This is a genomic window from Micromonospora sp. NPDC048907, from assembly GCF_055586885.1.
This window is the reverse complement of sequence record NZ_JBVJHI010000005.1, coordinates 544,806-564,646: the sequence shown is the minus strand read 5'-3', so window position 1 is coordinate 564,646 and position 19,841 is coordinate 544,806. Positions and strand designations below refer to the sequence as shown.

General features: G+C 75.6%; 20 protein-coding genes. 15 read left to right on the top strand and 5 right to left on the bottom strand.

Features of this window, described 5'->3' with window-relative positions; translation table 11 throughout:
* Window positions 1–47 precede the first annotated feature (47 nt).
* From ACZ6PY_RS20680 to ACZ6PY_RS20655, 6 genes are all read left to right on the top strand, one after another.
* Window positions 48–1,046 carry a helix-turn-helix transcriptional regulator gene (locus ACZ6PY_RS20680; RefSeq protein ID WP_466074473.1) on the top strand — a complete coding sequence of 333 codons (999 nt, stop codon included), beginning with the start codon at window positions 48–50 and terminating at the stop codon, window positions 1,044–1,046.
* Window positions 1,043–2,050, top strand: a complete 1,008-nt coding sequence (locus ACZ6PY_RS20675; protein WP_262286109.1) for a helix-turn-helix transcriptional regulator — start codon at window positions 1,043–1,045, stop codon at window positions 2,048–2,050. The genes ACZ6PY_RS20680 and ACZ6PY_RS20675 overlap by 4 nt, the downstream gene beginning before the upstream one ends.
* 10 nt (window positions 2,051–2,060) lie before the next feature.
* A complete protein-coding gene (locus tag ACZ6PY_RS20670; protein WP_466074471.1) occupies window positions 2,061–2,309 on the top strand; it encodes a hypothetical protein in 249 nt (82 codons plus the stop codon).
* A gap of 214 nt (window positions 2,310–2,523) precedes the next feature.
* On the top strand, window positions 2,524–2,808 hold the full coding sequence (tatA, locus tag ACZ6PY_RS20665) for a Sec-independent protein translocase subunit TatA (protein WP_466074469.1): 285 nt from the start codon (window positions 2,524–2,526) through the stop codon (window positions 2,806–2,808).
* Between the two features lie 20 nt (window positions 2,809–2,828).
* On the top strand, window positions 2,829–3,782 hold the full coding sequence (gene tatC, locus ACZ6PY_RS20660) for a twin-arginine translocase subunit TatC (protein WP_466074467.1): 954 nt from the start codon (window positions 2,829–2,831) through the stop codon (window positions 3,780–3,782).
* Window positions 3,783–3,892: 110 nt separating this feature from the next.
* Window positions 3,893–4,288: a hypothetical protein gene (locus ACZ6PY_RS20655; protein ID WP_466074466.1), complete on the top strand. Its 396-nt coding sequence runs from the start codon at window positions 3,893–3,895 to the stop codon at window positions 4,286–4,288.
* Window positions 4,289–4,375: 87 nt separating this feature from the next.
* Here ACZ6PY_RS20655 and ACZ6PY_RS20650 read toward each other — a convergent pair whose 3' ends face one another.
* Window positions 4,376–5,260 carry an ABC transporter substrate-binding protein gene (locus tag ACZ6PY_RS20650; protein WP_466074464.1) on the bottom strand — a complete coding sequence of 295 codons (885 nt, stop codon included), beginning with the start codon at window positions 5,258–5,260 and terminating at the stop codon, window positions 4,376–4,378.
* A 164-nt stretch (window positions 5,261–5,424) separates the two neighbouring features.
* Between ACZ6PY_RS20650 and ACZ6PY_RS20645 the strand changes: the two genes are divergently transcribed.
* From ACZ6PY_RS20645 to ACZ6PY_RS20630, 4 genes are all read left to right on the top strand, one after another.
* Window positions 5,425–5,796: an SCP2 sterol-binding domain-containing protein gene (locus ACZ6PY_RS20645; RefSeq protein WP_466074462.1), complete on the top strand. Its 372-nt coding sequence runs from the start codon at window positions 5,425–5,427 to the stop codon at window positions 5,794–5,796.
* Window positions 5,793–7,844 (top strand): amylo-alpha-1,6-glucosidase, encoded by a 2,052-nt coding sequence (locus tag ACZ6PY_RS20640; RefSeq protein ID WP_466074460.1) that lies wholly within the window; start codon window positions 5,793–5,795, stop codon window positions 7,842–7,844. Before ACZ6PY_RS20645 ends, ACZ6PY_RS20640 begins: the two co-directional genes overlap by 4 nt.
* A gap of 163 nt (window positions 7,845–8,007) precedes the next feature.
* On the top strand, window positions 8,008–8,706 hold the full coding sequence (locus ACZ6PY_RS20635; RefSeq protein ID WP_466074458.1) for a hypothetical protein: 699 nt from the start codon (window positions 8,008–8,010) through the stop codon (window positions 8,704–8,706).
* Window positions 8,707–8,844: 138 nt separating this feature from the next.
* Window positions 8,845–9,888 (top strand): zinc-dependent alcohol dehydrogenase family protein, encoded by a 1,044-nt coding sequence (locus ACZ6PY_RS20630; RefSeq protein ID WP_466074456.1) that lies wholly within the window; start codon window positions 8,845–8,847, stop codon window positions 9,886–9,888.
* Between the two features lie 3 nt (window positions 9,889–9,891).
* Here the strand turns inward: ACZ6PY_RS20630 and ACZ6PY_RS20625 are convergent, their stop codons facing one another.
* Window positions 9,892–10,635, bottom strand: coding sequence for a hypothetical protein (locus tag ACZ6PY_RS20625; protein ID WP_466074454.1), 744 nt, complete (start codon window positions 10,633–10,635; stop codon window positions 9,892–9,894).
* A gap of 95 nt (window positions 10,636–10,730) precedes the next feature.
* On the opposite strand from ACZ6PY_RS20625, the gene ACZ6PY_RS20620 reads away from it, so the two are divergent.
* Complete coding sequence (locus ACZ6PY_RS20620; RefSeq protein ID WP_466074452.1) at window positions 10,731–11,657, top strand: diacylglycerol kinase; 927 nt, start codon at window positions 10,731–10,733, stop codon at window positions 11,655–11,657.
* Here the strand turns inward: ACZ6PY_RS20620 and ACZ6PY_RS20615 are convergent.
* Together ACZ6PY_RS20615 and ACZ6PY_RS20610 are read right to left on the bottom strand one after the other, a co-directional pair.
* Window positions 11,620–12,585: an EamA family transporter gene (locus tag ACZ6PY_RS20615; RefSeq protein ID WP_466074450.1), complete on the bottom strand. Its 966-nt coding sequence runs from the start codon at window positions 12,583–12,585 to the stop codon at window positions 11,620–11,622. The two genes, ACZ6PY_RS20620 and ACZ6PY_RS20615, sit on opposite strands and share 38 nt — an antisense overlap.
* A gap of 59 nt (window positions 12,586–12,644) precedes the next feature.
* On the bottom strand, window positions 12,645–13,409 hold the full coding sequence (locus ACZ6PY_RS20610; RefSeq protein ID WP_466074448.1) for an HAD family hydrolase: 765 nt from the start codon (window positions 13,407–13,409) through the stop codon (window positions 12,645–12,647).
* Between the two features lie 86 nt (window positions 13,410–13,495).
* Here ACZ6PY_RS20610 and ACZ6PY_RS20605 point away from each other — a divergent pair, with 86 nt between their 5' ends.
* Complete coding sequence (locus ACZ6PY_RS20605) at window positions 13,496–16,297, top strand: DEAD/DEAH box helicase (RefSeq protein WP_466074446.1); 2,802 nt, start codon at window positions 13,496–13,498, stop codon at window positions 16,295–16,297.
* Between the two features lie 33 nt (window positions 16,298–16,330).
* On the opposite strand, the gene ACZ6PY_RS20600 is transcribed toward ACZ6PY_RS20605, so the two are convergent.
* Window positions 16,331–17,254: a 5'-3' exonuclease gene (locus ACZ6PY_RS20600; RefSeq protein WP_466074444.1), complete on the bottom strand. Its 924-nt coding sequence runs from the start codon at window positions 17,252–17,254 to the stop codon at window positions 16,331–16,333.
* A gap of 90 nt (window positions 17,255–17,344) precedes the next feature.
* Here ACZ6PY_RS20600 and ACZ6PY_RS20595 point away from each other — a divergent pair, with 90 nt between their 5' ends.
* Genes ACZ6PY_RS20595 through ACZ6PY_RS20585 form a run of 3 tightly spaced genes read left to right on the top strand, consistent with a single transcriptional unit; the run spans window position 17,345 to window position 19,836 of the window.
* Window positions 17,345–17,806: a MarR family winged helix-turn-helix transcriptional regulator gene (locus tag ACZ6PY_RS20595; RefSeq protein WP_262286091.1), complete on the top strand. Its 462-nt coding sequence runs from the start codon at window positions 17,345–17,347 to the stop codon at window positions 17,804–17,806.
* Complete coding sequence (locus ACZ6PY_RS20590) at window positions 17,803–18,702, top strand: haloalkane dehalogenase (RefSeq protein WP_466074688.1); 900 nt, start codon at window positions 17,803–17,805, stop codon at window positions 18,700–18,702. The genes ACZ6PY_RS20595 and ACZ6PY_RS20590 overlap by 4 nt, the downstream gene beginning before the upstream one ends.
* Before the next feature lie 60 nt (window positions 18,703–18,762).
* Window positions 18,763–19,836, top strand: coding sequence for a DUF4037 domain-containing protein (locus ACZ6PY_RS20585; RefSeq protein WP_466074442.1), 1,074 nt, complete (start codon window positions 18,763–18,765; stop codon window positions 19,834–19,836).
* The last annotated feature ends 5 nt before the right edge of the window (window positions 19,837–19,841 follow it).

The following is a 19,841-nucleotide window of genomic DNA, read 5'->3' as shown; positions in this document are numbered from 1 at the left end:
CCGCGCGGGTGCGCGCCGCGGACGTGCGGGCTGCTAGCGTTTCCCACGTGTCGCGGACCCGTACCGAACGCCTGGTCAACCTGGTGATCTGCCTGCTGTCCACGCGACGGTTCCTGACCGCCGCGCAGATCGCCGCGACCGTGCCCGGCTACGAGCACGATCCGGACGACGCCAAGGACCACGAGGCGTTCCAGCGCAAGTTCGAGCGGGACAAGGCCGAGCTGCGGGAGCTCGGGGTTCCGCTGGAGACCGGCACGGCCAGCGTGTTCGACGCCGAGCCGGGTTACCGGATCGCGCCCCGGGAGTACGCCCTACCCGACATCCCCCTCGAACCGGACGAGGCCGCCGCCGTGGGCATCGCCGCCCGGCTGTGGCAGCACGCCGGCCTGGCCGCCGCCGCCTCCTCCGGGCTGGCGAAGCTGCGCGCCGCCGGCATCGACGTGGACCCGCAGGCCACGCTGGGCCTGGAGCCGATGGTCACGGTCGACCCGGCGTTCGCGCCGCTGACCGCCGCCGCCCGCGACCGGCGCGAGGTCAACTTCGACTACCGGGTGCCCGACCGGGACGCGCCGACCCGCCGCCGCGTGCAGCCGTGGGGCGTGGTCTGCTGGCGCGGCCGCTGGTACGTGGTCGGCCACGACCTGGACCGGGCCGCGACCCGCTGCTTCCGGCTCTCCCGCGTGGTGGGCGCGGTCCGGGTGACCGGGCAGCCCGGGGCGTACGAGCCGCCCGCCGGGGTGGACCTGATCAGTCACGTGGCCCGCTGGTCCGGGCCGGTGGAGCGGACCGGCCGGGCCACCGTGCTGGTCGCCGCCGGCCGCGCCGCGGGGCTGCGTCGCTGGGCGGTGGAGACCCAGGCCGGGCCGGACGGCGACCGCCTCGTCCTGCCCTACGCCGACGCCGACTACCTGGCCGGCCACATCGTCGGCTACGGCCCGGACGTGCGGGTGCTGGAGCCGCCGGAGGTCCGCGAGGCGGTCATCCAGCGGCTGAAGGAGATCGCGACCCGGCACGACGACCTGGCCGTGACGGGGGGCGCCCGGTGACCCGCCCGGCGGCCCGGGGCGGCCGCGCGTCGGCGGACCGGCTGGCCCGGCTGCTCAACCTGGTGCCCTACCTGCTGGCCCGCCCCGGCATCGAGATCGCCGAGGCGGCGCACGACCTCGGGGTGACCGAGAAGCAGCTCCGCGAGGACCTGGAGCTGCTCTGGGTGTGCGGGCTGCCCGGTTACGGCCCCGGTGACCTGATCGACATGGCGTTCGACGGTGACCGGGTGACGATCACCTACGACGCCGGCATCGACCGCCCGCTGCGGCTCACTCCCGACGAGGCCCTGGCCCTGGTGGTGGCGCTGCGGATGCTGGCCGAGACACCCGGGGTGGCCAACCGGGAGGCGGTCGAGCGGGCCCTCGCCAAGATCGAGAGCGCGGCCGGTGACCTGGCCGGCGCCCCGGTCGAGGTGCGGCTGCCCGGCGACACGGCCCGGGTCCGCGAGCTGCGCGCCGCCGTGGAGCGCGGCCGCGCGTTGCGGATCACCTACTACACGGCCGCCCGCGACGAGACCACCGAGCGCACCATCGACCCGCTGCGGATGCTGATGGTCGGCGGCCGGGCGTACGTGGAGGCGTGGTGCCGCCGGGCCGAGGCGGTCCGGCTGTTCCGGGCCGACCGGATCGACGCGGTCACCGAGCTGGCCGAGCAGGCGGTGGTCCCGCCGCAGGCCCGCCCGCACGACCTCAGCGACGGGGTGTTCCGACCGTCACCGGACCTTCCGCTGATCACCCTGCGGATAGGCCGGGGCGAGCGGTGGATCACCGAGTACTACCCGTGCGAGCGGGTCGAGGCCGACGGCGAGCAGTGGCTGGTGTCGCTGCGGGTCACCGACCTGGGCTGGGCTCGCCGGTTCGTGCTCGGCCTCGGGCCGGACGTGACGGTGGTCGCGCCGACCGAGCTGGCCGAGCAGGTGCGGGCCCAGGCGGCCGCCGCGCTCGACGCGTACGCCACCCCGGTCGACCGCGCCGACCCGGCGGTGGCCGGCGTCACCCAGTAGGCTGACCGCCGTGGTGACGTGGATCGTGCTCGGGGTCGTGCTGTTCGCGCTGGTCGTGCTGGCCCTGGCGGTCCGGCCGGTGCTGGCGCGCCTGCCCCGGCTGCGCCGCGCCGCGCTGGCCCTCCAGCGTCGCGCGACCGAGGCGGAGTCGCTGCGCTCCGCCGCCGAGGAGCTCCAGGCGCGGGCCGCGTCGCTGCAGGAGCGGGCGACCGTCGCGCAGGAGCGGATGGCGGTCATCAGGGCCCGGCGCGGGGAGTGATCGACGGCGGTCGGTCCGCTGCGCGGTAGCTGCGCGTTCGCGCCCGGATCCGCGCACGATTGCGCCCCGTGGGTGGTTGACGGGACACTACGGGTTGGCCGAGACTTCACCGGCCAGGCCCGCAACCGGGGGCCGGGCAGGGTGGCAACCGCCTTCGACGCACGTACGATGGGCTCCGACCACCCTCACCGACACAGAGCGACTGGAGCTTCCCATGGGTGCCCTCAAGCCGTGGCACATCGCCGTACTCGTGGTCGTGCTGATCCTGCTCTTCGGCGCGAAGCGGCTCCCCGACGCGGCCCGCTCGCTGGGCCGTTCGCTGCGGATCATCAAGGCCGAGACCAAGAGCCTGCACGACGACGACCGTGACCTGGCCGAGAAGGCCGACGCGCAGGCCGGCTACCAGCCGCTCCCGCCGCAGCAGCCGCAGTTCGCCCCGCAGCCGCAGCAGCCGGTCGCCCCGCCGGTCGACCCGGTGCAGCGCGTCCGCGAGAACTGATCCGAAAGGGCCCCACCACCGTGGCCTTCGGGTTGAAGAAGCGCGGCCCGAGCACGTTCGAACGGGCCGCCGACGGCTCGATGACGCTCATCGAGCACGTCCGGGAGCTGCGTAACCGGCTGTTCCGCGCGTCGCTGGCGATCCTGGTCGGCTTCGGCTTCGGCGTCTGGCTCTCCGGGCCGGTGCTGCACCTGTTGCAGAAGCCCTACTGCGACCTGCCGAAGGCGCGGCTCGTCAACGGCACCTGCAACTTCGTGCAGCTCGGTCCGGCCGACCTGTTCCTGTTGCAGATGAAGGTCGCGCTCTGGGTCGGCCTGATCATCGCGGCGCCGATCTGGCTCTACCAGCTCTGGGCGTTCATCGCCCCGGGCCTGCACCGGCACGAGCGGCGGTACGCCTACTTCTTCACCGCCCTGGCCGCCCCGCTGTTCGCGGCCGGCGCGGTGCTGGCGTTCTTCGTCACGTCCAAGGGCCTGGAGTTCCTGCTCAACGTCTCCGGTGGCGGCGACGTCACCACGACGCTGGACATCACCCGCTACATCGGTTTCGTCACGAACCTGATCCTGCTGTTCGGCGTGGCGTTCGAGTTCCCGCTCATCGTGCTGATGCTCAACTTCGTCGGGCTGGCCAGCGCCAAGCGCCTGCTGGGCTGGTGGCGGGTGGCGATCTTCGTGTTCTTCGCGTTCTCCGCGGTGGTCACGCCGACGCCCGACCCGTTCGGCATGACGGCGCTGGCGTTCTGCCTCTCCGCGCTCTACTTCGGCGCGGTGGCGGTGGCGTTCGTCAACGACAAGCGGCGGGGGCGCGGTCGGGAGATGTACGCCGACGTGCCCGACGACGAGGTCTCGCCGCTGGACCTGACCGTCGAACCGGTCGGGGCCGTCGGCGGGGTCGAGACGGCCGCCCCGGTCGGAGCGCCCGAGCCGGTCGCCGGCCCGGCGCCGATCGAGCGCCGCTACGACGACATGACCTGACCGGTCCACCCGAGCACCTGACGCGAACGCCGCCCCCGCACCCAGGGGCGGCGTTCGCGCACCCGGGGCGGTCAGAGCCGGGCCGACGGTGGCTCGGCATACTGTCGGCCGTGATCGACAACGACCGGGCCGGGCGCCCCGACCTGCCCTCCGCGCTGCGTTTCCTGACCGAACTGGTCGCCTGGGTCGCCACCCCGTGGGCTCTCGCCCGGCACTCCGTGGTGCTGGCGGTCGCCTCGGTGGTGCTGCTGATCGGCCTGCCCACCGTGTTCGCCACCCCCGGCGACAAGCGGCAGGTCATCGTGCCGGTGTCCGGGCCGGTCACCGTCGCGCTGGTGCTGCTGCAACTGGTCGCCGCCGCGCTCGGGGCCTGGGCGGCCTGGCCGCGGCCGGTCGCGGTCACGGTGATCCTGCTGGCGGCGGTCACCGTGGTGACCGAGCTGCCCCGCTGGCGCCGGCTCATCCCGCTCGGTCACGACGGCCGTCCGGCCCGCCGCGCCGCCTGACCCGGGCGGACGTCCCGTCGGCGAAGTAAGGCGGTCGGGTCCGGGGGACGCCGCCGCCCGCGCTGGGCGTGATCGGAGCCGGCCGGCTCAGGCCACCCGGCGGGCCGCGCCCTCCGGCGGGGCGGGGACGGCGTCCGGGTGCAGGATCGCCGCGATCGCCTCGGCCCCGTCGACCAGGCGCGGGCCGGCCCGCACGATCAGCCCGTCGGCGTCCAACGCCCAGACCTCCGCGCCGGGGAAGTGCGCGGTCACCCCGGCGGCCTGCGCGGCGGCTCCGTCCAGGTCGAAGCCGCACGGCGCGACCAGCACCACCTCGGGCCGCGCGGCGCGCAGCGCCGCCCAGGTGGTCGGCGTGGACCGGGCACCAGGGTGGGTCGCCACCGGCTCGCCGCCGGCGGCCTCGACCAGGTCGGGGATCCAGTGTCCGGCGCCGAACGGCGGGTCGACCCACTCCACCACGGCGACGCGCCGCCGGGGCCGGCCGGCCACCGCCGCGCCGACCGCCGCGAGCCGCGCCCGCAGCCCGTCCACCAGGGCCTCCGCCCGGTCCGGCACCCGGGCCGCCGCGCCCACGGCCAGGATCGTGTCCAGCACGTCCGCCAGGGTGTACGGGTCGAGCGACAGCACCTCCGCCCGGCAGCCGAGGTGCTCGACGGCGTCCGCCACCCGGCCCGAGGGCAGCGCGCAGACCCGGCACAGGTCCTGGGTGAGGATCAGGTCCGGGTCCAGCCCGGCCAGCGCCCCGGCGTGCAGGGTGTAGAGGTCCGCGCCGGCGGCGAGCTGGCCCTTGACGTAGGCGTCGATCTCGCCGGGGCTCATGCCGCGGGTGTCCCGGCCGCCGACCACGATTGTGGTGCCGGCCCGGTACGCGGGCGGCACCGCACACTCGAAGGTGACCCCGACCAGGTCGTCGCCGAGCCCCAGGGCGTAGACGATCTCGGTGGCCGAGGGGAGCAGGGAGACCAGGCGCATCCCGCCATCCTGCCGGCCACCGCAGTTCCCCCGATCCCCGGGTCCGTGCCGGGGCCCGGCGATAGTCTGGGGCGGCGCCCGAGGCGGTGCGGACGCGCCCGTCGTCGCAGCCCGCCGGGCATCGGTGCCGGCGGCGCGCCGGCCCTCTCCCGGGAGGCGGTGCGGTGTCCGATCCGATCGAGGCGTTCTTCGCGCAGCTCGCCCGGCAGGCACCCCAGCGGGTGCTGCGCCGCACCACCGGCACGATCCGCTTCGAGCTGGAGGGGTCCGACGGGGTCGACGCCTGGCACGTCACCATCCACCACGGCCGGCTCGCGGTGGAACACCGCGCCCGGTACGCCGACACGGTGATCCGGACCCGGCGGGACTTCTTCGTGCGGATGGCCCGGGGTGAGGTCAAGCCGCTGACCGCCTGGCTGCGCAACGAGATCGTCGCCGACGGGCACTTCCGGTTCGTGGTGCTGCTGGAGCGCCTCTTCCCGGCGCCGCCCGGGATGCGGCACCCGCGGGAACGCGCCCTCCGGAGGCCCGGATGAACCAGAACCTGGTGCGCGTGCTGGACGGCAACGTCTTCGTGCTCAGCGACGACAACGGCGACATCGAGGCGACCGTGGCCAATCCGGTGGGCTTCTTCGACTTCGACACCCGGTTCCTGTCGGTCTGGCGCCTCACGCTCAACGGCGAGCGGCTGTCGTCGCTGTCCATCGCCGAGCGGGACCACCTCCAGATGCGGTTCTTCCTGGTCCCGGGCGCCCCGACGCACTACGTGGACGCCAAGTCGTCGCTCATCCGGGAGCGCGCGATCACCGGCGGCGCCTTCGAGGAGCGGTTGACCCTGTTCAACCACCACCACGTGCCGGAGGAGTTCACCGTCCGGCTCGACGTGGGCAGCGACTTCGCGCCGATCCTGGGCGTCGCCGCCGAGCGCACGCCGCCGGGGCGGCTCTACCGGCAGGTCGAGGAGCGCGGGCTGCGCCTCGGCTACCAGCGGGAGAGGTTCCAGCGGGAGACCGTGGTGACCAGCAGCGAACCGGTGCGGGTGGACGAGCGGGGTCTCACCTGGACGGTGCGGCTGACGCCCAAGGAGGCCTGGACCACGACCCTGCGGGTGCGGTCGTACGTGCTGCGCCCGGACGGCATCGACGTCCGGGACCGGTTGGAGCGGCGGCCCCGGGCCAGCGCCGAGGAACGGCAGGACGATTTGAACGCGTGGCTGTCCCGCACGCCGCAGCTCACCTGTGACTGGGAGGCGCTGACCGAGGCCTACCGGCGCAGCCTGGTGGACCTGGCGGCGCTGCGCTACTCGCCGCTGACCCTGCCCGACCAGGTGATGCCCGCCGCCGGCCTGCCCTGGGCGGCCACCATCACCGGCCGCGACAGCATCCTGACCAGCTTCATGGCGCTGCCGGTGGCGCCCGAGCTGGCGTCGGCGACGGTGCGGATGCTCGGCATCGACCAGGGCGCGGTGCTCGACGACTTCCGCGACGAGGAACCCGGCAAGATCCTCCGCGAGTTCCGGTACGGGGAGATGGTGGCGTTCGAGGAGCGCCCGCAGTCCCCGTACTACGGCACCGCCGACGCCACCCCGCTCTACGTGATCCTGCTCGACGAGTACGAGCGGTGGAGCGGCGACGTGGACCTGGTGCGGGAGTTCGAGGACGAGGCGCGGGCGGCGCTGCGGTGGATCGACGAGTACGGCGACCTGCTCGGCGACGGCTACGTCCGCTACCTGTGCCGCAACGAGCGTTCGGGGGTGGCGAACCAGGGGTGGAAGGACTCGCCGGAGGCGATCTGTCACGCCGACGGGCGGCTGCCCGGCCCGCCGCTGGCCACCTGCGAACTCCAGGGGTACGCGTACGACGCGAAGCTGCGGGGCGCCCGGATGGCCCGGGAGTTCTGGGGTGACCCGGCTTACGCCGACCGGCTGGAGCGGGAGGCCGCGGCGCTGCGGGAACGCTTCGACCGGGACTTCTGGATCGCCGACGAGGGCCACTACGCGCTGGCCCTCGACGGCGACGGCGGGCAGGTCGACGCGCTGGCGTCCAACATGGGCCACCTGCTGTGGAGCGGCATCGTCCCGCCGGAGCGGGCCGCGGAGGTGGCCGCCCACCTGCTCGGGCCGCGGCTCTTCTCCGGCTGGGGCATCCGCAGCCTGGCCACCGGGCAGGAGCGGTACAACCCGCTCGGCTTCCACGTGGGTGCGGTGTGGCCGTTCGACAACGCGCTGATCACCTGGGGTCTGCGCCGCTACGGCTTCGCCGAGGAGGCCGGGCGGGTCGCCGAGGCCATCGTGGATGTCTCCCGCTATTTCCACGGCCGGCTGCCCGAGGCGTTCGCCGGCTACGACCGGGTGCTGACCGAGTATCCGGTCAGCTTCCCGACCGCGAACACTCCGCAGGCGATGGCGACGGCGGCCCCGTTCCTGCTGCTGCGGGCCCTGCTCGGGCTGGAGGCGGCCGGCGAGCACCTGCTGATGGCGCCGCGGGTGCCGGCCCGGTTCGGCCGGGTGGAGCTGCTCGACGTGCCGGGCCGGTGGGGGCGGCGGGACGTGATCGGCAGCGGGCTGGCCCATGTCGCCCGCTGACCCGCCCCGGCGGGTGGCCGCGGCCGCGCCAACCTGTCCCCTTGCCAGGACGGCCGGCGCGCTTAGACTCTCCTGACTCCGCCGAAGTCCCCCGGGCGGTGTGCCCGGGGTGGTTGTCGGCGTCCGTCCTGGTCAGCGCGCTGACCTCCGCCCCGGAGAGCCGATGAAGAGCCGTACCGCCGCCGTCGTGGCCGCGATCTGCGCCACCGCCGCCCTCACCGCCTGCGGTGACGACGACCCCGCCCCCACCGGCTGGCAGGTCCCGGTGACCGCCACCGACACCAGTTGCGAGGTCGCCACCACCCTCTTCAACCCGGGCGCGGTCACCTTCGCGGTGACCAACCGGGGGCAGCAGGCCACCGGGGTCTACCTGTACGGCCGTGAGGGGGCCGGTTTCACGAAGGTGGTCGCCGAGGCGGCGGACGTCGCACCCGGGAAGACCGGGGACCTGCGGGCCACCCTCGCCACCGGCCTGTACGAGGTGGCGTGCAAGCCGGGCCGGCAGGGCGACGGCGTGCGAACCCGGATCACCGTCTCCGACGACGGCGCCGTGGCCAGCGCCGCGGCCGAGACGGCGTACGACCGGGAGGTCGCCGTCGAGCTGACGGCGGCCGGGATCACCGGCGCGGAGGGGCTGATCGCCGAGCCGGGCGAGAAGATCCAGTTCCGGGTGACCAACAAGACCGGGGCGGCCCGGACGCTGGACGTGCTCGACCCGGACGGCAAGCGCGCGGCCGAGGTCAAGGCCGGGCCGAACGGCACGGCGGACGCGGTCGTGACGTTCGGCGGCGCCGGCACCTGGACGTTGAAGATCAAGGGCGACGGCGCCGCCCCGGTGACCAGGCAGCTCGTGGTGCGCTGACCGGTGAGCCCCGCCACGCGGCCGGTGAACGACAGTCGCGGCGCGTCCCGGGCGGTCTAGTGTTCGCCCGGGGCCGCCCGCCCCGCCGCCGGCCGCACCGCCCCGGCGCCCGCCCCGCCCACCGGAGGACCTCCGCCCATGCGCGCCACCGTGATCCACGGCCCGAACGACATCCGGGTCGAGGAGGTGCCGGACGCGGCCGTCCGCACCCCCACCGACGCCGTCGTCCGCACCGTGCTGGCCTGCATCTGCGGCAGTGACCTGTGGGCGTACCGGGGCGTCGCCCAGCGGCAGCCGGGGCAGCGCATCGGTCACGAGTTCCTCGGCGTGGTCGAGGCCGTCGGCGCCGAGGTCGGCTCGGTGCGGGTCGGCGACCTGGTGGTGGCGCCGTTCGTCTGGTCCGACGGCACCTGCGACTTCTGCCGCGAGGGGCTGCACACGTCCTGCCCGCACGGCGGCTTCTGGGGTTCGGTCGGCTCGGACGGTGGCCAGGGGGAGGCCGTGCGGGTCCCGTACGCCGACGGCACCCTGGTGAAGCTGCCCGCCGAGGCGGCCGGCGACCCGCGGCTGCTCACCGCGCTGCTGGCGCTCTCCGACGTGCTGGCCACCGGGCACCACGCGGCGCTCGCCGCCCGGGTGCGTCCCGGGGCCGCCGTGGCCGTGGTCGGTGACGGCGCGGTCGGGCTCTGCGGGGTGCTCGCCGCGAAGCGGCTCGGCGCCGAGCAGATCATCGCGCTGGGCCGGCACACCGCGCGGACCGACATCGCCCGCTCCTTCGGGGCCACCGACGTGGTCGCCGAGCGGGGCGAGGCGGCGATCGCCGCGGTCCGGGAGCTGACCCGGGGGCAGGGCGCGCACGCCGTGCTGGAGGCGGTCGGCACCGAGGAGTCGATGCGGACCGCGATCTCGATCGCCCGGGACGGCGGCGCGGTGGGCTACGTGGGCGTGCCGCACGGCGGCAGCGCCGGGGTGGACATCCAGCAGATGTTCGACCGCAACGTGGCCGTCGCCGGCGGCGTCGCGCCGGCCCGCGCGTACATCCCCGAGCTGCTGGCCGACGTGCTGGACGGCGCCATCGACCCGTCCCCGGTCTTCGACCGCTCGGTGACCCTCGACGGGGTGCCGGACGGCTACCGGGCGATGGACGAGCGGACCGCGCTGAAGGTGCGCATCACGTTCTGACCGTCAGTGCGGGTAGCGGCCGAACTGGCTGCTCAGCGCCGTGCCGGCCGTGCACGGCAGCTCCCCGGGGGCGAGCTGGGTGTGGGCGGGTCGCCACGTCTGGGCGCCGGTCGGGCCGACCCGGGCCAGCAGGCAGTCGTACTGGGCGGCGCGCAGGGCCACCCCGACCGTGCCGCGGGCGGCGGCGACCTCCCGCCGCACGGCCGGGTCGAGTCCGAGGCCGTCGACCGCGGCGCGGACGGCCGCCTCGTCCGGGCCGGCGGCCGCGAGGGCGCGCTTCAGGCGGTCGTCCACGCCGCTGAGCGAGGGGTCCGGGCGGACCGGCAGCGGGTCGCCCGACGGGCAGTCGACGCCGTCGTCGCGGCTGTCCCGCTCGGGGCCCAGCCGGAACCGGAAGCAGACCTGTGCGTCCCCCTCGACGACCGTGCCGTGGCCGTTGACCCCCTGCCCGTGCCCGGTGACCCGGAGCACCAGGGTGACCCCGGTCTGCCAGTGTGTCTCGCCCTGGACCCGGAGCACGGCCACCCCGGGCTCCTGACCGGCGGTGTGCGCGTAGTCGGCCGCCTTGTAGAGGTGATCGCGGACGAAGCGCGCCTGGATCCGGTCGGCGGTCTCGGTGGCGTCGACGACCGCGTTGTCGTGCCAGGCCGGCTCGACCGGGCGCTGGGCCCACCAGAGGCCGCCGGCCAGCAGGAGCGGGGCGAGCGCGATCGGAGCGGCGACGGCGAGCAGGGTGCGGGTGCGCATCACGGGGAGTATGCCGGGCGGTCGCTCGCCGCGCCGCCCCGTCCATCGCGGACGAGGGTGTCGCCCCTGGTGAGGGGCGTGGCTCGTGCCGTACGGTGCTCGCCGTGACCGCGCACGATCTTGTTCCGCCCGGCCCGGTGGCCGTGCTCGCCAACCCGACCGCCGGCCGGGGACGGCACCGGGGCCTGCTGCCCCAGCTTCTCGAGCGGCTGGGCGCCGCCGGCCGGCCGGTCGAGCTGCTGCGGGCGCGTACCCCGGAGGAGGCCGAGGCGGCGTGCCGGGCGGCGGTCGCGGACGGCGCCGGCGCGCTGGTCGCCGTCGGCGGGGACGGCACGGTGCACCGGGCGTTGCAGGCGGTCGCCGGCACGACGGTGCCGTTCGGGCCGGTGCCCGCCGGCACCGGCAACGACTTCGCGATGGACACCGGCTTCCCGGCCGACCCCCTGGCCGCCGTCGAGGTGATCGCCGACGCGCTGCGCGCCGGCCGCACCCGCCCGGTCGACCTGGCCCGGCTGACCACCCCCGGCGGCGGCGAGCGCTGGTACGGCGCCGTGCTGGCCGCCGGCTTCGACGCGATCGTCAACGAGCGGGCCAACCGGATGCGCTGGCCGCGTGGCCCGCGCCGCTACGACCTGGCCATCCTCGTCGAGCTGGCCCGGCTCCGGCCGCGCCGCTACCGGCTGCGCCTCGACGGCGCCGAACACGAGGTGGACGCGGTGCTGGTGGCGGTGGGCAACGCGGCAAGCTACGGCGGCGGCATGCGGATCTGCCCCGACGCCGACCCGCACGACGGCCTGCTGGACGTGGTGGTCGGCGGCCGGTTCGACCGGCGCACGCTCATGCGGGTCAAGCCCCGCATCTACCAGGGCACCCACGTCACGCACCCGCTGGTCCGCAGCTACCGGGCCCGCACCGTGGAACTGGACGCCGAGGGCATCACCACGTACGCCGACGGGGAGCGGGCGTTCGACCTGCCGGTGCGGGTCAGCGCGGTGCCGGCGGCGGCGCGGCTGCTGCGCTGACCAGCGCGCCGCTCTCGGCGTCCGGCCCGGCGGGCGGCGGCGCGGCGGCCGGGGCGCCGGCGCGTACCGCGCCGATGCTCGCGGCGATCACCAGGCCGATGGCCAGCACCTCCACCGGGTGCAGCGCCTGGTCGAGCACCAGCCACCCGGCCAGCGCGGCGATGGCCGGCCCGAGGCTCATCAGCACGGCGAACGTCGCCGTGGGCAGCCGCCGCAGCGCCAGCAGCTCCAGGGTGTACGGCAGCACCGAGGCGAGCAGGGCCAGCCCGGTGCCGAGCCCGAGCACCGCCGGGTGCCAGAGCCGGCCGCCCGACCCGACCAGCCCGATGGGCAGGGTGACCAGCGCGGCCACAGCGAGCGCCAGCGCCAGCCCGTCGGCGCGGGGGAACCGCCCGCCGACCCGGGCGGAGCAGACAATGTACGCCGCCCACAGCGCGCCGGCGACCAGCGCCAGCGCGGCGCCGACCGGGTCCAGCCGGTCGAATCCGCCCTGCCCGAGCAGGGCCACCCCGGCCAGGGCCAGCCCGGCCCAGCACCAGGCGGCCAGCCGCCGGGCGGTGACCACGGACAGCGCCAGCGGGCCGAGCACCTCCAGGGTCACCGCCGGTCCCAGCGGGATCCGCTCGATGGCCTGGTAGAAGATCGAGTTCATGCCGGCCAGCGCCAGCCCGAACGCGACCACGGCCGCCCAGCCGCCTCGGCCGTGCCCGCGCAGCCGGGGGCGGCACACGGCGAGCATCAGCAGCGCGCCGATGGTCAGCCGCAGGGTGACCGCCCCGGCCACCCCGGTACGCGGGAACAGCAGCGCGGCCACGGCCGAGCCGAACTGCACCGACAGCGCCCCGCCGAGCACCAGCCCGACGGCGCCGAGCCGGCCGCCGGAAAGCCGTCCGGTGAGCCGGGCACGAAAGGAGCGGTCGGGCGTCATGCCGTGACGCTAGCGCCGCTGGTCAGCTGCGGCGCCGCCGGGCCTCCCGGGCGGTGCGGTCAGGTCCGGAGGGCGAGGTCGAGCACGGCGCCCAGCCCGTTCGGCCGGCCCGGGTCGGCGCCGGGCAGCACCAGCACCTCGCAACCCGCCGCCACGGCGCCCGCGTCGGCGGGGCTGTCGCCCACCATGAGCGCCCGCTCCGGGTCGACGCCGAGCATCCCGCAGGCCCGGAGGAAGATCCCCGGGTCCGGCTTGCAGCGCCCCACCTCGTACGACAGGGCCCAGGCGTCGACCAGCCCGTCCAGCTTCCAGGCGGCGAACAGCGGCCGGAGGTCGAAGCCGATGTTGCTGACGAGCGCCACCTTCACGCCGGCCTCCCGGAGCGTGGCCAGCACCGGCTCGGTGTCCGGGTACGGCACCCAGCCCTCGGGCACCAGCACCCGCTCGTAGAGCGCGTCGGCGAAGCCGTCGATGCCGGTGTCGACCGTCTCGGCCAGGCCGGTGTAGGCGCCCCGGTGGGCGTGCGGGTAGAGGTCGCGGTCGGCCCAGAGCTCCGCCAGTCGGGGCGGCACCCGGGCCGGCAGCGGCCCGCCCGCCCGGCCGGCGGTGAGCAGCCGGTCGGCCAGCGAGGTGGCCCGCACCCGGTCCAGCGCGACCCCGCAGGCCGCCGCGGCGGCGATCACCCAGTCGCGGGGCTCCTCCACCTGCGCGAGGGTGCCGTGGAAGTCGAAGAGCACCGCCTCGACGGGGCGGCGGGACGGGCTCGGGCGGACGGCGTCGTCGGCGCCGCTCGAGAGTCGGGGCGGTTCGGCATGATCCGGCACGTCGTGCACCCTACCGACCCGCTCCGACCCACCTGCCGGACGGCCTTGGGGGGTGGTCGTCGTCGGTACCGATTAATCTTGGGGACATGTCGAGTCCCGCCGAGCGGTACGCCGCGGCGCGCCGCCGGGCCGCGCAGGCTTCCGCCTTTCCGGCCCTGGACGAATTCGCGCTCGATCTGGGGTTCGACCTGGACGACTTCCAGCGGGAGGCGTGCGAGGCCCTGGAACGGGGAAGCGGCGTGCTGGTCTGCGCGCCCACCGGCGCCGGCAAGACCGTGGTGGGCGAGTTCGCCGTACACCTGGCGCTGCGCGGCACGCCCGGTAAGCCGGCGGCGGCCGACGGCGGCGGCGGGCCGACCACCCGGCGCAAGTGCTTCTACACCACGCCGATCAAGGCGCTGTCCAACCAGAAGTACCACGACCTGGTCGACCGCTACGGCGCCGAGCAGGTCGGCCTGCTCACCGGCGACAACGCGATCAACGGCGACGCGCCCGTGGTGGTGATGACCACCGAGGTGCTGCGCAACATGCTCTACGCCGGCTCGGCCACCCTGGAGGGCCTGGCCTACGTGGTGATGGACGAGGTGCACTACCTCGCCGACCGGTTCCGCGGCGGCGTCTGGGAAGAGGTGATCATCCACCTGCCCGCCTCGGTCACCCTGGTCTCGCTCTCCGCCACCGTCTCCAACGCCGAGGAGTTCGCCGACTGGCTGGTCACCGTGCGCGGGGAGACCGCCGTGGTGGTCAGCGAGCACCGCCCGGTGCCGCTCTGGCAGCACATGCTGGTCGGCAAGCGGATGTTCGACCTGTTCCACGACGCCGACGCGGCCCGCAAGCACGACGTCCATCCGGAGCTGCTGCGCTACACGCGGGACACCGTGCGCCGGCTGGAGTTGGGGGAGGGGCGCAGCGCCGGCCCCGGTGCGGGCCGTCGCGGGCCCCGGTGGCGCGGGCCGATGCGCCCCGACGTCGTCGAGCGGCTGGACCGGGAGAACCTGCTCCCGGCGATCCTGTTCATCTTCAGCCGGGCGGGCTGCCAGGCGGCCGTCCAGCAGTGCCTCGCCGCCGGGCTGCGGCTCACCTCGCCCGAGGAGCGCACCGAGATCCGCCAGGTGGTCGAGTCGCGGATCACGGCCATCCCCGGCGAGGACCTGGCCGTGCTGGGCTACTGGGAGTGGCTCGACGGTTTGGAGCGCGGGCTCGCCGCCCACCATGCCGGCATGCTGCCCGCGTTCAAGGAGGTCGTCGAGGAGCTGTTCGTCCGCGGCCTGGTCAAGGCCGTCTTCGCCACCGAGACCCTCGCCCTGGGCATCAACATGCCGGCCCGCTGCGTGGTGCTGGAGCGTCTGGTCAAGTTCAACGGCGAGGCGCACGTCGACCTCACCCCGGGCGAATACACGCAGCTCACCGGGCGGGCCGGCCGGCGCGGCATCGACGTCGAGGGGCACGCCGTGGTGGTCTGGTCGCCGGAGACCGACCCCCGGCACGTCGCCGGCCTCGCCTCCACCCGCACCTACCCGCTGCGGTCCAGCTTCCGGCCCTCCTACAACATGGCGGTCAACCTGGTCGGCACCGTCGGTGCGGAGCCGGCCCGGGCCCTGCTGGAGTCCTCCTTCGCGCAGTTCCAGGCCGACCGGTCGGTGGTCGGCCTGGCCCGGCAGGTGCAGCGCAACACCGAGACCATCGAGGCGTACGGGGCCGAGGCGTCCTGCCACCAGGGCGACTTCGACGAGTACTTCGCCCTGCGGGTGGCCATCGCCGACCGCGAGCGCGCCATGGCCCGGCAGGGCCAGACGCAGCGCAAGGCGGCGGCCGTCGCCTCGCTGGAGCGGCTGCGGGTGGGCGACGTGATCCGGGTGCCCTCGGGCCGGCGGGCCGGCCTGGCGGTGGTGCTCGACCCGGCCACCGGCGGCTTCGGCGAGCCGCGCCCGCTGGTGCTCACCCAGGACCGGTGGGCCGGGCGGGTCAGCCCCGGGGACTTCAGCACCCCGGCGGAGGTGCTCGCCCGGATCCGGGTGCCCAAGCACTTCAACCACCGTTCGCCGGCGGCCCGCCGGGACCTGGCGGCCGAGGTCAGCGGCACCGGGCTGGACCGGCACGGGGGTCGCCGCGGCGGCCGCTCCCGGCAGGCGGTCGGCGAGGACCACCAGCTCAGCCAGCTGCGCACCGAGCTGCGCCGGCACCCCTGCCACGCCTGCCCGGACCGGGAGGAGCACGCCCGCTGGGCGGAGCGGCGGCGCCGCCTGGAGCGCGACACCGAGGAGCTGCGCCAGCGGGTGGCCGGGCGGACCGGTTCGCTGGCCCGCACGTTCGACCGGATCGTCGCGCTGCTGACCGCGCGCGGCTACCTCTCCGCCGACGGCGAGGTCACCGACGCCGGCCGGACGTTGGGCCGGATCTGGACCGAGGCCGACCTGCTGGTCGCCGAGTGCCTGCGCCGCAAGGTGTGGGACGGGCTCTCCCCGGCCGAGCTGGCCGCCGCGGTCTCGGTGGTGGTCTTCGAGGCCCGCCGCGACGTCGACGAGCGGGCGTCGCTGCCGCGCGGCGCGGTCGTCGACGCGGTCGACGAGACGCTGAAGCTGTGGGGCGACATCGAGGCGGACGAGGCCTCCCGCGGGCTGGCGGTCACCCGCGAGCCGGATCTCGGCTTCGCCTGGCCGATCTACCGGTGGGCGCGCGGCGAGGCCCTCGCCAAGGTGCTCGCCAGCGGGCACCAGATCGACGGCGAGATGCCGGCCGGCGACTTCGTCCGCTGGGCCCGGCAGGTGGTCGACCTCCTCGGCCAGCTGGCCGATTCCGGTGGTGCCTCCACCGAGCTGCGCTCCACCGCCCGGCAGGCGATCGCGGCGGTCAACCGGGGCGTGCTGGCCTACCACGCCGCCGCCTGAACGGGCCGGGCCGCACCTGGCCCGGCCGGGTGGTCAGGATCGGGGCATCGCGAGCGCGTCCACGAGGCGGCGGCACGAGCCGGCGAGGTTCCACCGCTGCGCCAGCTCCAGCAGCCGGTCCGGGTCCGCGGGCGCCGTCGGCAGCGCGGTGGCCAGGTCCGGCAGCGGTACGTCGAGGGCGACCTGGACCACCTTCGGCGCGACGGCCAGGTAGTCCCGGGCCGCGTTGAGCTTGGTGCGCAGGCCGGGGGCGAAGCCGGAGCCCGGGTCGTCCAGTGCGGCGAGGATGCCGGGCAGGCCGTCGTAGCGTTCGATGAGGCGGGCCGCGGTCTTCTCGCCCACCCCGGGCACGCCGGGCAGGCCGTCGCTCGGGTCGCCGCGCAGCGCCGCGAAGTCGGCGTAGCGGTTGGCCGGGACGCCGTAGCGCGCGCGGACCGCCGCGTCGTCGCAGTCGTCGAGCTTGGCCACGCCGCGCCCGACGTAGAGCAACCGCACCGGGCGGTCGTCGTCGACGAGTTGGAACAGGTCACGGTCGCCGGAGACCACCTCGACCGGGCCGGGCTGGGTCACCGACAGGGTGCCGAGCACGTCGTCGGCCTCGTAGCCGGTGGCGCCGACCGCGGTGATGCCGAGCGCGTCGAGGACCTCCAGGATCATCGGCACCTGCGGGGAGAGCGTGTCCGGCACCACCTCGCCGCCCTCGGGCGCCACCCGGTGCGCCTTGTACGACGGCAGTAGCTCCACCCGCCACGCCGGGCGCCAGTCGTGGTCGAGCGCGCAGACCATCCGGTCGGGCCGCCGGGTGCGGACCAGCTGGGCCAGCATGTCGAGGAAGCCACGGACGGCGTTGACCGGCTGGCCGTCGTCCGTCTTCGCCGCCGACTCGGGGATGCCGAAGTAGGCGCGGAAGTAGAGGCTCGGGGAGTCGATCAGCAGGATCGGGGGTCGGTGTGCCACGCCGACAGCCTGGCACAGCCCACCGACGAGGTGGGGGACCCACCGGCAAAATACTAGCCATGTACATCATATACATGTACTGTTTCTGGCATGGACGGAATCCCGATCGGTCCCAGCCCCGGCCACCTGGTCTGGCGGCTGGCGATGCGCTGGCGGGTGGCGGTCGACCGGGCGCTCGCCCCGCTCGGCCTCACCCACGCGCAGTACGTACTGCTCTCCTCGCTGCACGGGATGCGCCGCGCCGGCCTGCACCCGAGCCAGCGGGAACTGGCCGACCACACCGGCCTGGAGCCGCTCTACGTGTCGAAGCTGGCCCGGGCCCTGGAGGCCGACGGCCTGGTCGGGCGCGAGCGCGACGCCGCCGACACCCGGGCGGTCCGGCTCACCCTGACCGACCGCGGCCGCGAGGTGGTCCGCCCGGCGATCGACACCGTCCAGGCGCTGCTCGGCCAGTTGCTCGCCCCCCTCGGCGGCCGGGACGACCCGCGCACCGCGGGGTTCGTCCGTGACCTGACGGCGCTGCTGGACACCCCGCTCGATCCACCCGACTGACGAACCGATCCACCCGACTGACGAAGGAGCGCCGGGACATGCCCGAGACGCGCGTGCTCGACTCGACCATCCACCACACGGAGACCGGCGACGGGCCGGCGTTCGTCCTCCTGCACGGCAACCCCGGCTCGTCGCACACCTGGCGCGGCGTGCTGCCCCGGATCGGGGCGGGCCGGCTGCTCGCACCCGACCTCATCGGCATGGGCCGCTCCGGCAAGCCCGACTCCCCGTACCTCTTCGCCGACCATGCCCGCTACCTGGACGCCTGGTTCGACGCTCTCGACCTGACCGACGTGGTGCTGGTCGGCCACGACTGGGGCGGCGCGCTCGCCTTCGACTGGGCAACCCGGCACCCCGAGCGGGTCCGCGGCGTGGCGTTCCTGGAGACCATGGTCAGGCCGATGGCCTGGAACGAACTCTCGCCGCAGGCCCGGGCCCGGTCCGAGGCGCTCCGCACGCCGGGGGTGGGCGAGCAGCTCGTGCTCGACCAGGACCTGCTCGTCCGGCAGGCGTTCACCGGCGGGGTGCTCCAGCCGGTGGGGGAGGAGGACCTGAAGACCTACCTCGCTCCGTACCCGACTCGGGAGAGCCGCCGGCCGCTGCTGGCCTGGGCGCGCCAGATGCCGCTCGGCGGCGAGCCGGCCGAGCTGGTCGCCCGGATCGAGGCGTACGACCGGTGGCTGGCCGCCAGCGACCGGGTGCCGAAGCTGCTGCTGACCTTCGAGGGTTCACCGACGTTGCTGATCACCCCGGAGCTGGCCGACTGGTGCGCGCGGAACATGGCGGCCCTGGAGACGGTGGCGTGCGGGCCGGCCGGCCACCACGCGCCGGAGGACCGGCCCGCCGAGATCGCCGCCGCCATCTCCGCCTGGGCGGACCGCCACCACCTCCGCTGACCGGCCGCGTCGGGCGGAAACCGGGCGGCGCGGGCGGCCCGCCGTGCGCAGACTGGCGGGGTGACATTCGTACCCGGGCTGACCCTGGCGCACCGCTTCCACGACGAGGTGGTCGCCCCGCTGCTGGCCCGCCGGCTGCCCGGCCTGCGCTACGCGGCCGGGCTGCTCGACGGCGGCTCCGAGCTGCTCGGCCTGGACACGCCCCGGTCCACCGACCACGACTGGGGGCCGCGCGCCCAGCTCTTCGTCGCCGACGCGGCCGAGGTGGCGCCCGTGCGCGCGGTCCTCGACGCGGAACTGCCGGCCGAGTTCCTCGGCTGGCCGACCCGGTTCACCGGCGGCCCGACGGCCCGGCTCGGTGTGGCCCGCGCGGACGGCGAGCGGCACGGGGTGAGCGTCGACGAGCTGGGGGCGTGGCTGCGGGACCGGCTGGGCGGGGACCCGCGGGCCGGGATGACGGTGGCGGACTGGCTGGCCACGCCCACCCAGCGGCTCGCCGAGCTGACCGGCGGGGCGGTGTTCCACGACGGGCTGGGCGGGTCGCTCACCGACGTCCGGGCCCGCCTGGCCTGGTATCCGGACGACGTCTGGCGGCACGTGCTGGCGGCCGGGTGGCAGCGGATCGGGCAGGCCGAGCACCTGGCCGGCCGCTGCGCCGAGGTCGGCGACGAGCTGGGCAGCCGGGTGGTGACCGCCGGGCTGGCCCGTGACCTGATGCGGCTCGGCCTGCTGCTGCACCGCCGCTGGCCCCCGTACGCGAAATGGCTCGGCACGGTCTTCGCCACGGTGCCGGGCGCGGCGCCGGTCGTGGACGTGCTGACCGTCGCCCTCGGGGCGGGCGGGTGGCCCCGGCGGCAGGCCGGGCTGGTCCGGGCGCTGGAGGCGGTGGCGGCGTGGACGAACGACACCGGGCTGGCCGTGCCGGTCGACCCGGCCGCCCGGCCGTTCCACGGCCGGCCGTTCCTCGTCCTGCACGCCGAGCGGTTCACCGCCGCGCTGCGCGCCGCCATCGCGGACCCGGCGCTGCGTGCCCGCCCGCCGGTCGGCGCGGTGGACCAGTACCTGGACAACGTCGACGTGCTCACCCGCCCGGCGCGGGCCCGCCGGGTCGCCGAGGCCGTCCTGCCGGACTGAGGGCC

What these genes read in the sequence shown, in the direction of transcription:
- ACZ6PY_RS20635 (WP_466074458.1), top strand. Translation starts at nt 8,008, where the DNA reads ATGAAGAGCCGTACCGCCGCCGTCGTGGCCGCGATCTGCGCCACCGCC.
- ACZ6PY_RS20605 (WP_466074446.1), top strand. Translation starts at nt 13,496, where the DNA reads ATGTCGAGTCCCGCCGAGCGGTACGCCGCGGCGCGCCGCCGGGCCGCG.
- ACZ6PY_RS20630 (WP_466074456.1), top strand. Translation starts at nt 8,845, where the DNA reads ATGCGCGCCACCGTGATCCACGGCCCGAACGACATCCGGGTCGAGGAG.
- ACZ6PY_RS20650 (WP_466074464.1), bottom strand. Translation starts at nt 5,260, where the DNA reads ATGCGCCTGGTCTCCCTGCTCCCCTCGGCCACCGAGATCGTCTACGCC.
- ACZ6PY_RS20625 (WP_466074454.1), bottom strand. Translation starts at nt 10,635, where the DNA reads ATGCGCACCCGCACCCTGCTCGCCGTCGCCGCTCCGATCGCGCTCGCC.
- tatA (WP_466074469.1), top strand. Translation starts at nt 2,524, where the DNA reads ATGGGTGCCCTCAAGCCGTGGCACATCGCCGTACTCGTGGTCGTGCTG.
- ACZ6PY_RS20595 (WP_262286091.1), top strand. Translation starts at nt 17,345, where the DNA reads ATGGACGGAATCCCGATCGGTCCCAGCCCCGGCCACCTGGTCTGGCGG.
- ACZ6PY_RS20640 (WP_466074460.1), top strand. Translation starts at nt 5,793, where the DNA reads ATGAACCAGAACCTGGTGCGCGTGCTGGACGGCAACGTCTTCGTGCTC.
- ACZ6PY_RS20615 (WP_466074450.1), bottom strand. Translation starts at nt 12,585, where the DNA reads ATGACGCCCGACCGCTCCTTTCGTGCCCGGCTCACCGGACGGCTTTCC.